The 11,799-nt window shown below is 66.8% G+C and carries 10 protein-coding genes; 6 read left to right on the top strand and 4 right to left on the bottom strand.

The features are described 5' to 3' along the window. Nucleotides 1-17: 17 nt before the first annotated feature. On the bottom strand, nucleotides 18-914 hold the full coding sequence (locus tag CQW49_RS03395) for a class I SAM-dependent methyltransferase (protein ID WP_003612246.1): 897 nt from the start codon (nucleotides 912-914) through the stop codon (nucleotides 18-20). 200 nt (nucleotides 915-1,114) lie between these two features. Between CQW49_RS03395 and CQW49_RS03390 the strand changes: the two genes are divergently transcribed. From CQW49_RS03390 to CQW49_RS24310, 4 genes are all read left to right on the top strand, one after another. Then, nucleotides 1,115-1,756: a S24 family peptidase gene (locus CQW49_RS03390; RefSeq protein WP_003612247.1), complete on the top strand. Its 642-nt coding sequence runs from the start codon at nucleotides 1,115-1,117 to the stop codon at nucleotides 1,754-1,756. 153 nt (nucleotides 1,757-1,909) lie between these two features. Continuing rightward, entirely contained in the window at nucleotides 1,910-2,695 is a 786-nt protein-coding gene (locus CQW49_RS03385; protein ID WP_003612248.1) for a 3-hydroxybutyrate dehydrogenase, read from the top strand. Then, a complete protein-coding gene (locus CQW49_RS03380; RefSeq protein WP_003612249.1) occupies nucleotides 2,695-3,702 on the top strand; it encodes a patatin-like phospholipase family protein in 1,008 nt (335 codons plus the stop codon). Before CQW49_RS03385 ends, CQW49_RS03380 begins: the two co-directional genes overlap by 1 nt. 204 nt (nucleotides 3,703-3,906) lie before the next feature. Further along, on the top strand, nucleotides 3,907-4,941 hold the full coding sequence (locus CQW49_RS24310) for a hypothetical protein (protein ID WP_024750026.1): 1,035 nt from the start codon (nucleotides 3,907-3,909) through the stop codon (nucleotides 4,939-4,941). Nucleotides 4,942-5,123: 182 nt separating this feature from the next. Here CQW49_RS24310 and pqqE read toward each other — a convergent pair whose 3' ends face one another. From pqqE to pqqB, 3 genes are read right to left on the bottom strand one after another with little or no spacing between them, the layout of a single operon-like run. Continuing rightward, a complete protein-coding gene (gene pqqE, locus CQW49_RS03365; RefSeq protein WP_003610945.1) occupies nucleotides 5,124-6,590 on the bottom strand; it encodes a pyrroloquinoline quinone biosynthesis protein PqqE in 1,467 nt (488 codons plus the stop codon). A 13-nt stretch (nucleotides 6,591-6,603) separates the two neighbouring features. Then, nucleotides 6,604-7,362 (bottom strand): pyrroloquinoline-quinone synthase PqqC, encoded by a 759-nt coding sequence (gene pqqC / locus CQW49_RS03360; RefSeq protein WP_003610946.1) that lies wholly within the window; start codon nucleotides 7,360-7,362, stop codon nucleotides 6,604-6,606. Continuing rightward, complete coding sequence (gene pqqB, locus CQW49_RS03355) at nucleotides 7,359-8,288, bottom strand: pyrroloquinoline quinone biosynthesis protein PqqB (RefSeq protein ID WP_003610947.1); 930 nt, start codon at nucleotides 8,286-8,288, stop codon at nucleotides 7,359-7,361. The genes pqqC and pqqB overlap by 4 nt, the downstream gene beginning before the upstream one ends. Nucleotides 8,289-8,761: 473 nt before the next feature. Between pqqB and otsB the strand changes: the two genes are divergently transcribed. Both otsB and CQW49_RS03345 read left to right on the top strand, forming a co-directional pair. After that, on the top strand, nucleotides 8,762-9,508 hold the full coding sequence (gene otsB, locus CQW49_RS03350) for a trehalose-phosphatase (RefSeq protein WP_040567723.1): 747 nt from the start codon (nucleotides 8,762-8,764) through the stop codon (nucleotides 9,506-9,508). A 14-nt stretch (nucleotides 9,509-9,522) separates the two neighbouring features. Continuing rightward, nucleotides 9,523-11,787 carry an alpha,alpha-trehalose-phosphate synthase (UDP-forming) gene (locus CQW49_RS03345; protein ID WP_003610949.1) on the top strand — a complete coding sequence of 755 codons (2,265 nt, stop codon included), beginning with the start codon at nucleotides 9,523-9,525 and terminating at the stop codon, nucleotides 11,785-11,787. The last annotated feature ends 12 nt before the right edge of the window (nucleotides 11,788-11,799 follow it).

Raw genomic sequence — 11,799 nt, 5'->3', positions numbered from 1 at the left:
CGGCGCCGGTGAGTGCGTCATTCTCGTTTTCGTCCGGCGACGACATAGAGCAGGACGCCGCCGGCGGCGCTGGCGTCGGCCGGCGGAGTTTCGTCCAGAAACGCGCCCCATGCGGCGTCGAAGAAGGTCTCCGACCCGCCGCCGGCCAGCACATTCGCGCGCGTTTCCTCGCGGTCGTAAGGGCCGACGCCCTCGTTTCGCCAGCGCTCCCATGCCGCGGCGTGGGCGATCTCGCCCGGGCTCGAAAATGGCGGGACGCTCGGATGAGCCTTGTCCGAGAGCCAGACTTTCACCTCTTCGAGGCCGAGGCGGGCGAAGAGCCCCGGCAGCATCTCGCCCACATATTCCGCGCCTTTGCCGAGTCGGGCGCGGCCGAGGACTTGCCGAAAGGCGAACTCCGCCAGCAGGACGAGCCGTTCCGGCGAATCGCTGTGCATCCCGCCGCCGAACGGAAGGCGCGCGACGAGATTGTTCGGCTCGGCGCAGAGCACGAGGCCGCCCGGCGCGGTGACGCGGATCATCTCGGCGAGCGCCGCCTCCGGGTCGGGCAGATGCAAGAGCAGAGTCTGGCAGGCGCAAAGATCGAATGCGCCATCTGGCAAGGGAAGGCGGCGCGCATCCGCCGTCACCGCTGTCACGCGCTCGGCGGCGCCGAGGGCTTCGAAGCGTTCGAGATAGCCGGCGATGTGGCGAGGCTCGCTGTCCACTCCGACGAGCGTGGCCCCGTGCGCGAGACGCGGCAGCAGCAAAGCGCTCCAATGGCCGACGCCGCAGCCGATGTCGGCGGCCCGGCGGACGCGGCTGAGCGCAAGACGCGCGGCCATCAGGTCGAGAAAGTCTGCGTTCCAGAAAAAATTCCGCTCCTCGCCGAAATATTCGGACGAATGCGGTCGGGTCGAGTCGTGCTCGGACATGCCAATCCCCATGACGAAACAGTCGCCCGCGAGCGGGCGTCGATGCGGTTTCGGATGGGGACGGCTCACATGCGCCCGACGATAGCATGCGCCGGCGCGAAGATCGAGCTTGCGCCGCGGCGCCTCGTCGCGGCGGCAAAACTCGAATTGCGGAGGCCGCTCGACTGTTCTATTCCTAGCTCTAGGAACGAGGTCCGCCAATGGCAGAAATCCTGACCCATGCGCAGATCTGGGCGGCGCTCGACGCGCTCGGCGAGCGCTATGGCCTTACGCCGTCCGGCCTCGCGCGCAAGGCCGGGCTCGATCCCACCACCTTCAACCGCTCCAAGCGGCAGACGGCCGACGGCCATTTGCGCTGGCCTTCGACCGAATCAATCGCCAAGGTGCTGCAGGCCACGGGCGCAGGACTCGATGAGTTCATGACCCTCGTCTCCTCCAAGGGCGCGCGGCCGAGTCGCAGCGCGCGGCCGTTGATCGGCCTCGCCCAGGCCGGGGTCGGCGGCTTCTTCGACGACGCCGGCTTCGCCATCGGCGCCGGCTGGGAAGAGATCGATGTGCTCGCCGACACCGACGAGCATTCCTACGCGCTGGAAATCTCAGGCGATTCGATGGCTCCGCTCTATCGCGACGGCGATATCGTCATCGTCTCGCCCTCGGCGCCGGTGCGGCGCGGCGACCGTGTGGTGGTGAAGACCATCGCCGGCGAGATTCTCGCCAAGGAGCTGAAGCGCCAGACCGCCAAGACCGTCGAGCTCAAATCCTTGAATCCCGCCTTCCCGGACCGCGTGCTGCCGAAGGAGGAGGTGAGCTGGATGGCGCGCATCCTGTGGGCGAGCCAGTGAGAAAAGAGCGGGCCTGAAGGCTCGCGGTCCCGGGGCCGGGTTTGGACCCGCGAGCCTTCAGGCTCGCTCTTCGAGGCTTCGGATCGATCGAATGGTTCCGTTCGATAGGAAACCGCTCTAGATTGCGTGCCGGCACGTCATCAAGGAGCGTTCATGTCTCTCGCCAAACGCAACGCCGTCGTCACCGGCTCGACCAGCGGCATAGGCCTCGCCTGCGCCCGCGCGCTCGCCAAAGAGGGAGCCAATGTCGTCATCAACGGTTTCGGCGATCCGGCCGGGATCGAGAAGGAGCGGGCGGGAATCGCCGAGGAGTTCGGCGTCACCGCGATCTATGACGCCGCCGACATGTCGCAGCCCGACGAGATCGCCGCGATGATCGCCAAGGCGGAGGCGACTCTCGGTTCGGTCGATATTCTCGTCAACAACGCCGGCGTTCAATTCGTCTCGCCGATCGAGGAATTCCCGATCGAGAAGTGGAATCAGATTCTGGCGATCAATCTTTCCGCCTCCTTCCATACGATTCGCGCCGCGACGCCGGGCATGAAGGCGCGGCGCTGGGGCCGCATCGTCAATATGGCCTCGGCGCATTCGCTGGTCGCCTCGCCCTTCAAGGCGGCCTATGTCGCCGCCAAGCACGGGCTCGCCGGCCTCAACAAGGTGGTGGCGCTGGAGCTCGCGACCTTCGGCGTCACCGCCAATTGCATCTCGCCCGGCTATGTGTGGACGCCGCTGGTCGAGCGGCAGATCCCCGATACGATGAAGGCGCGCAATCTGACGCGCGATCAGGTGATCAACGATGTGCTGTTGCAGGCGCAGCCGACCAAAGAATTCGTGACGGTCGAGCAGGTCGCGGCGCTCGTGCTGTTCCTGTGCTCGGACAGCGCCGCGCAGATCACCGGCTCCAATATTTCCATCGACGGCGGCTGGACGGCGGCGTGATGCGCAAGAAGGTCACGCTCGCGCTGCAGGGTGGCGGCGCGCATGGCGCCTTCACCTGGGGCGTGCTCGATTCCTTTCTCGAGGATGGGCGACTCGAGGTGATGGGAATCAGCGGCGCCAGCGCCGGCGCGATGAACGCCGTCGTCTATGCCGACGGCTTGCGGGAGGGCGGGCCGGAGCGGGCCCGCGCGCAGCTCGCCGAGTTCTGGCGCACGATCAGCATCGACGGCGACATGAGCCAAGCGCAGCGCGATCTCGCCGATATCGTGTTCGGCTTCATCGATCCCTTCAAGCTGCGCGGAAAGCTGACGCAGAGCGCTGCCGCTTATTTCTCTCCATACGAGTTCAACCCGCTCGATATAAATCCGCTGCGCGACGTCATCGCGCGGCTCGTCGATTTCGACGCGCTGCGCGCGACCGACGATCTGAAGCTGTTCATCTCGGCGACCAATGTGCGCACCGGCAAGGTGCGCATCTTTCGTCGCCCCGAGCTCACCATCGACATGCTGATGGCTTCGGCCTGCCTGCCGACCTTGTTCAAGGCGGTGCAGGTGGGCGACGAGGCCTATTGGGACGGCGGCTATATGGGCAATCCGGCGTTGTTCCCGCTCTACACCGAGACGCCGTGCCGCGACATTATTCTGGTGCAGATCAATCCGATCGAGCGGGACGAAGTGCCGCGCCGCTCGGGCGACATCATGGACCGCCTCAACGAGATCACCTTCAACGCGTCGCTGCTGCACGAATTTCGCGCCATCGACTTCGTCGCGCGGTTGATCGACGCCGGTCGCCTGAAGGGCACGCATTACAAGAAGGTGCTGCTGCATCTCGTCGAAGGCGGTGCGGATCTGATGCGTTACGGCGCCGACACCAAGCTCGACGCCGATTATGATTTTCTGCTCTCCCTGTTCGAGATCGGGAGAAAGGCCGGACGTCAATTCCTCGACGAGCATTTCGATGCGATCGGCGTCGAAGGCACGTTGCAGTTGAAAGAGGAGCTGGTCTGACGGCGGCGCGAGGCAGGCGGCGGCAAAGAACGGCCACATTTCTCGATTTTGTGATAGCGCGTCCGGAGGAGTCTCCGTCCGCGTGCGGGAATTTGCGTCCCGACCGTTGTTTATCGGATGTTCCGACGCGTCGTCGTCGGTCTATATCGGAACGGCTTTCGATAACGTCGTCGGCCTTTCGAACGCGAACCGGAGGTAGCAACCATGAACGCGCCCAGCGAAAAGAAGCTCTTGGACGAGTTCGAGGAGTTGAAGAAGATGCTGCGCCACTCGGGCTCCGCGCCGAATGGCGACGCGCCTCCGGTCGCTCCTGTCGCCGAATCCAAGCCGGAGCGCCCCGCGCCCTCCGTCTCCACGCCCCCGCGCGAGGCGCCGCCGCGCCGGCCCAAGGCCGCGCCGCTTCCGCCGCAGAAGGAGCCGCTCGCGACCAAGGCGGCGCCGCGCGCCGCCGCCGCGCGCGGAGGCGGCGCGCGCCGTCTCGTTTATCTCGTCGCCGCTTTCCTCGTCCTGGCGGCCGGAGCCGTCGCCACCACCATGCTAGTGCTGCGCGAGTCGGATGACGCCGGAGACGCCGCCGTCGTCGAGACCGAGGCTCCCTCGGAAGGCGTCGCCGCCGAGCGTCGCGACGCGGCCGATCCCCTCGGCGACGCCGCCGCGGTCGAGCCGCCCGTCGACCTCCCGGTCACGGCGCCGACCGACGCCGCTCCCGCTGCGGCCGATACGGAACTGGGATCGCCGGCTGCGCCGAGCGAGGCCGAGGCCGCGCCTGCGGCCCCGCCGCCGTCGATGGCCTCGCCCGCCGAAGCGGTCGAAGAACCCGCGCCGGTCGTCGCGCCGGTTCAGGCCGCCCCGCCGCCCGTGGAGGCGCCCAAGGCCGTGGCTCCCGCGCCCGCTCACAAGCCGCCGCCGGCCGCAAAGGCGAAGCCCGCCGCCAAGCCTGCCGCCGTCAAGCCTGCGGCGACGAATCCCGCGGCCGCGAATCCGGGCGATCCCGATCATCCGCGCGCGGCCAAGCCGGCGAAGCCCGCCAAACACAAGGTGGACGAACACAGCGCTGCGCCGCCGGCGGCGCAGCCTCCCGCGGCGGCGCCGGCCGCCGCCGCGGCGGTCGAGCCGCCGCCGGCTCCTCCACCTGCTCCGCCCGCCCCGGCGGAGCAGCCCAATATCGTCGAAAGGGCGGTGAATTCTGTTACCGGCGCCGTCGGCGACATCGGCCGGGCGACCGGCGTCATCCCGTGAGCGGCGCGGTCGCAGCAGGCCTATGCGAGCGAAGCGAAGCAATCCATCCGTCATGGGGCGACGACCGGATCGCTTCGCTCGCGACGGCGGGATATCCTATAGCGCTATAATGGATCGACGGCGCCGGCAGCTTGCTCTCCCCGCTTGCAAGGAGAGGTGAGGGGCCCGAGAGAGCGCGCGGTTCAGGCCGGCTCGTCGGCCAGCGCTGGCTCCCGCCGTTCGGCGCCGCCGAGCCGGCGATAGACGAAAGGCGGAGCGGGCAGGCGCGAATCGTCTTCGCCCAGCGCCGTGAATTGCGCGTGATGGTCGGAGAGATGGCAGGCCGGATCGGTCGCCGTCGCGTCGCCGGTGATGGCGAGCGCCTGGCAGCGGCAGCCGCCATGGTCGATCTCGCGCCGCTCGCAGCTGCGGCACGGCTCCTTCATCCATTCCTCGCCGCGGAAGGCCTCGAACGCCGCGCCATTGCGCCAAATGTCGGCGAGCGGGCGCTCGCGCACATTGTCGAAAACGAGTCCTGGAATCGTCTGCGCCGCATGGCAGGGCAGCGCCTTGCCCGAAGGCGTCACCACCATGATGCTGCGTCCCCAGCCGCCCGTGCAGGGTTTTGGACGCGAGGCGTAGTGATCGTGGATCACGAAATCGAAATTCAAGACGCCCTGCAGGCGCTTCTTCGCTTCGTCGACGATTCCCACCGTCTCCAAAAACTTCTCACGAGTCGGAATCAACGCCGCGCGGTTCAGCGCCGCCCAGGCGTAATATTGAATATGCGCCACCTCGAGCCGCTGCGCGCCCACCTCGACGGCGAAGTCGATGATCTGCGGCAGATGATCGATGTTCTGCCGATGGATCGGCGCATTGATGGTGAGGCCGAGGCCGAATTCGCGCGCCCAGCGCGCGACGTCGCGCTTCTTCTCGACCCCGCCTTCGAACGCGGAAATGCGATCGGAGCTTTCGGCCACGACATCCTGCACCGACACTTGCACATGATCGAGCCCGATCTCGGCGAGACGCTGCAGCCGCTCGCGGGTCAGCAGAACGGCGGAGGTCACGAGATTGGAATAGAGCCCGGCCTCGACCGCATAGCCGAGAATCTCTTCGAGGTCGCGACGAATGGTCGGCTCGCCGCCCGAGAGATGCAATTGCAGCGCGCCGATGGAGGCGGCTTGACGAAATGTCTCGCCCCATTGCGCCGCGGTCAGCTCCGCATTCGAGCGCTCGAGCTCGAGCGGATTGGAGCAATAGGGGCATTGCAGCGGGCAGCGATGCGTGAGCTCGGCGAGCAGGCCTGCGGGGCCGCGTTCGAAGGGCGCATAGGAGCGCGCCGTGTCGGAGAGGGCAGGGGGCGCGAAAGCATCGGGGCCGTCGCGCAGTAACCGCTTATCGGCGAGGCCCTGCAGCATGGCGATCACATCGCGCTCTATCACCTCGACCGGCGCCGCATAGGCCGCGGCGAGACGCTGGGAAATCTCGGCGACGCTGGCGATGCCGTCGAGCAGCGACAGCACGGCGACGCCGATGGCGTCGAGCTCATAGGCGCGCTCGGGCGCGAGGACGACCTTGCGCCGCCGCACGATATCCTCGTGCAGGCGCGAATAGCGCGTGAAGGCCGGCCTACACTCGGGCGTCACCACGAAACGCGCGTCGCTCATTGCTTCGGCTTCCTCAACTCTCCGGCGTGAACGCCCCCGGCGGGACGAGGCCGGTCACATAGGCCTGATGCAGCGCGTCGAGCTGCGCCCACAGCACATTGCATTTGAAGCGTACGGCGTCGACGCAGGCCTCCTGCTCGGCCCGCGTATAGGCGTGCGCCTTGATATATGACAATGCGAAATCGGAATCGCGAGGGGCCTGCGCCAGCCGACGCTTGAAATAGGCCATCACGCTCTCGTCGACGAAATCATAATTCTCCAGCATTCCGGCGATGCGCTCGCGGTGAATGGCCGGCGCGAACAGCTCCGTCAGCGAGGACGCGACCGCAATGACCAGCGGCTGCTCGACGACGAAGCGCACATAGGCCTCGACCGCGAATTTGGTCGCCGGCAGCGCGCCCTTGCGCGAGGTCACATAATCGCGCGAGAGGCCGAGCCCGTCCGTCAGCACCAGCCAGCGCTCGATGCCGCCGCCTTCCTCGCCGAGGCCGTCGTGATCATGGATGCGGTGAATCCATTCGCGGCGCAGCTCGCGATCATGCACGCGGCTCATGAAGGCGGCGTCCTTGCGCGGCACCGCCTCCTGATAGCAATAGCGGTTGAGCGCCCAGGCCTGCACCTGGCCCTTGTTCAGCTTGCCGCCGTGCAGCATCTTATGGAACGGATGCTTGTCGTGATAGCGCTCCTCGCCGACGGCGCGGATCGCCGCCTCGAACGCCTCCTTCGACAGAGGCGGCGCGTCATGCCATTCGGCGGTCGAGAACTCGTTCATAGCGTGACCTCCATGCCGTCCTCGCCGATCTCCCATCCGGCGGCGTTCACGATTCTGCGCTCCTTCGACGAAGCGTCGAGCGTCGGATTGGAGTTGTTGATGTGCACATAGATTTTGCGCGCGACATCGAGATTCTCGAAGGCCGCCATCGAGCCGTTCTCGCCGCTCATGTTCACATGGCCCATGCGCGAGCCGGTCTTGCCGAGCAGACCCTGCTCGATCATCTCGTTCTCGTGGAACAAAGTGCCGTCGAAGAAGACGAGGCTCGCGCCTTTCAACCTGGCCTTCAGCGCGTCGTCGATCTCGGCGCAGCCGGGAATATAAAAGCAGCTCTTGCCTGTCGCCGTCTCGATGATCTCGACGCCGAGCGTGTCGCCGATCCTCGTGCCGAGATCGGCGGCGCTCTTGTCCTCGAGCCAGAGCGCGATTTTTCCATGCACGGGAAACGCGCGTACGGCGAGGCCGAGATCGACGCCGGCGCCCTGCAGCGGAACCGCTTCGTCGAAGGGGAATTCGACGCGCGTCACCAATTCGGGAACGAGAATGTCGAAGATGCGATTGCCCGCGAGCACGTTCAGAATGCGTCCCGACGAATAGATCGAGAAGGCCTGCGCCTCGCGCAGATTGAGCAGCCCCGCGACATGATCGACGTCGCCATTGGTCAGAACCACGGATTTGATCGGGCTCGCGCGCAATCCGTCGCCCGGTCCGGGCGAGAGCTGCGGTGATTGCGCGATCTGCTGGCGCAAATCCGGCGAGGCGTTGAGCAGCGCGAAAGTGACGCCGTCGGCGCTGACCGCGAGCGAGGATTGCGTGCGCGGCGAGAAGCCGGGCTTGCCTTCGCGCACGGCGCGGCAATTGGCGCAATTGCAGTTCCACTGCGGAAAGCCGCCGCCGGCGCCCGCTCCGAGTATTTTGATGAACATGCGCTTTGTCGGCGGCGCCGTGTGACGAGGCGCAGCCTCTCCCTCTCGAACAGACGTTCTAGAACGAAACCGGCGCCGATCGAAGCGCCCCCTCGTCCGCTCCCTTTGTTTTTTCCGCTTTTTCCCGAGCCCTATGCGGGCTCGGGCCGCGTCATGGCCGCACTATGTCGGCGCCTCGCGCGCAAGGCAAGCGCCACATGGCCGCAGCCGGAGCTGGCGGTCCGCGGCCGAGGGCGCATTCTCGTCGCTTTTTCGCCCTATGCCGGTATCCGATGCTTGAAATCGATTGTGTCGCTCGAACCCATCCGTTCGAGCCGAAAGCGCATTTGAACGTTGAAGACTCTCGACGCGGCTGGTCCGCGGGGCGGGCGCTCAGCTGTCGAGGGCTGATCGAGATCACGGGGGGCAAGATGAATATCCCAGCGCAGCGCGCCAATTTGCAAGCGGCCGCGGCCGAAGTCGCGGAGCGGATCATGTGCGCGCCTCATGCCTATGCCTTGTTCCTCGATCTCGACGGAACTCTGCTCGACATCGCCGAGCGTCCCGATGCGGTTCGCGTCGAGCCGGGGCTCGCGAGCGATCTCGATCGTCTGCGCGACAGTCTCGCCGGCGCGCTGGCGATCGTCTCGGGCCGCACACTCGACGACATCGATGGCTTTCTCCATCCGCTGCGCTTCGACGCCGCCGCCGAGCACGGCTCCACGCTGCGTCTCGCCGATGGCGACAGCGCGACGCTCGCCGCGACGATCGATCCCGACGTCGTCGCCGCGGTCGAGTCCGCGGCCGGGACATTCGCGGGCGTGACGGTCGAGCGCAAGCGATCGGCGCTCGCAGTGCATTATCGCGCGGCGCCGCATGCGGCGGAGACGCTCGCGGCGGCGATGCGCGACATTGTCGCGCGCTCCGGCGCCGAGCTGCGGCTGATCGCAGGCCGCTGCGTGTATGAGCTGACTCCGGCGCTCGCTTCCAAGGCGCGCGCGGTCGAGAGTCTCTCCTCCTTCTTCCCCTTCGCCGGCCGTCGGCCCATTTTCATCGGCGACGACGCGTCGGACGAGGAGGCCTGCGCGCTGGTCGAGAGATGTGGCGGCGCCGCGCTCGCGGTCGCCGGCGAATATTTCGCTCCCGAGCGTTCGGCCTTCGCCGGGCCCGCGCAGGTTCGTCGCTGGATCGCGACGCTCGCCGCCGATCTTCGCGCCGCTTGCGGGGATCGTGGGCGATGAGGCGCGCCGCCGCAATGCTCGTCGCCGGGCGCCCGGAGGGAAAGCTGCTGTCATCGCAAATGAAGGAGGCGCTGAGATATGGCGCCCTCAGCCTCGCCGTGATCGTCGGCTTGACGCTCGCTATTGTTCCCTTCGCGCATTCGCTGATCGAGCAATGGTCGCGCCATGACGTGGAGCAGCGCTCGCGTCTCGTCTATAATTCGATCCAAGGCTCCGTCGTGCGCGCCATGGCGGATGACGCCTGGGAGCGGCTCGGCTCGATCTTCGAGGGCGTCGCGCAGGACGATCGCATCCTCGCCGTCGGCCTCTGCGACGAGAAGGGCGGTCTCATCGAGCCGACGCGGCTGATGCCGCGCACCTTTTCCTGCGAGAAGGTCGCGCGCTCGGAGGCGGAGAGCTTCTCGAATATCTCGAGCGACGGACGGCGCGTGCTGGTCGGCGCCTTTCCGATCGTCGACCGCGCGCACAAGGCCTATCTGATCGTTCTTCACGATCTCAGCTTCATCGACGCGCGATCGGGCGAGGCGCAGACCTTCTTCGTCGCGGCGCTCGCCGGCGTCGCCTTGACGATCATGGGCGTCTCGGCTGTCTTCGCGGCGTTTCTGCTGCGCGGATGGATGGGCGCGCTGCGCCTCGCCGTCGAGGAAGCGCGGTTCGGCGGCCCGGCTCTGTCGAGCCGGCGCGAGCGCTCGGCCCTCGACAAGGAGATTGTAAAGCTGCTGCGCGAGGCCGAGGTCGGCCGCGTGCCGATCGAGACCGGGCAGATCGAATGGTCGCCGGCGACGCTGCAAAATCTCCTGCGCGAGGCTTTGCCCGGCGCCGAGGTGCTGATCGTCTCCAATCGCGAGCCTTACATCCACAATCGTTCCGATGGCGGCGTCGTCGTGCAGACGCCGGCGAGCGGGCTGGTCTCGGCGCTGGAGCCGGTGATCCGCGCCTGCGGCGGCACATGGATCGCGCATGGCAGCGGCGACGCCGATCGCGAGACCGTCGACGAGCGCGACCGCATCGCCGTGCCGCCCGAGGCGCCGGCCTATTCGCTGCGCCGCATCTGGATCAGCGAGGAGGAGCAGGACGGCTATTATTACGGCCTCGCCAACGAAGGGCTGTGGCCGCTCTGCCATATCGCTTTCGTGCGGCCGGTGTTCCGCGAGGCGGATTGGCGCGCCTATGAGAAGATCAACGAGCGCTTCGCCGAAGCGGTGGCGCGCGAGGCGCAGACCGATGATCCGATCGTGCTGGTGCAGGATTATCATTTCGCGCTCGCCCCACGCATGATCCGCGAGCGGCTGCCCAAGGCGACCATCATCGCTTTCTGGCACATTCCCTGGCCCAACGCCGAGACCTTCGGCATTTGTCCGTGGAAGGAGCGCATCATCGAGGGTCTGCTCGGCTGCACGATTCTCGGTTTTCACACGCGCTTTCACTGCAACAACTTCTTCGAGACGGTCGATCGCTTCGTCGAGAGCCGCATCGACCGCGAGCATGGGACGGTGACTCTCGGAGGCCATGAGACCTTCGTGCGCGCCTATCCGATCTCGATCGACTGGCCGCCGAAGGCGCTCGCGGCGCAGCCGAGCGTCGAGGAGTGCCGGTTGCAGACGCGCCGCTCCCTCGGGCTCGCGAGCGATGTGATGCTCGCGGTCGGCATCGAGCGTTTCGATTACACCAAGGGCATTCTCGACCGCATGAAGGCGGTGGATCTGCTGCTGACGCTCGATCCCTCGCTGAAAGGGCGTTTCGTCTTCGTGCAGGCCGCAGCGCCGACGCGCAGCCGCTTGCCGACCTACAGCCGGCTGCAGAGCGAGGCGCAAGAACTGGCGCGCGAGATCAACGCCCGCCACGGCGACGAGTCCTACCGGCCGATCCGGCTCGTCATCCGCCATCACGAGCCGGCGGAAGTGTTCGGTTTATTTCGCGCGGCGGATCTCTGCATCGTCAGCAGCCTGCATGACGGGATGAATCTCGTCGCCAAGGAGTTCGTCGCCTCGCGCGACGACGAGCAGGGCGTGCTGGTGCTGTCGAGCTTCACCGGCGCCTCGCGCGAGATGGCCGAGGCGCTGATCGTCAATCCATACAACATCCAGGAGATGGCCGAGGCGATCGGCATGGCGCTGCGCATTCCCGCCAATGAGCAGCGCGAGCGCATGCGGCTGATGCGCCAGCGCGTGCGCGAGCGCAATGTCTATCGCTGGGCGGGGCAGATGCTGATCGACGCGGCGCGCAGCCGCCAGCAGCGACGCATCCTCGACATCGCGGAGAAGAATCAGCGGCGCTGACTCTCGGTGGCG

The sequence above is a fragment of the Methylosinus trichosporium OB3b genome, assembly GCF_002752655.1.
Taxonomy (GTDB): Bacteria; Pseudomonadota; Alphaproteobacteria; order Rhizobiales; family Beijerinckiaceae; genus Methylosinus; species Methylosinus trichosporium.
Note: the sequence above shows the minus strand (reverse complement) of the source record. Positions and strands in the feature narration are given on the sequence as shown.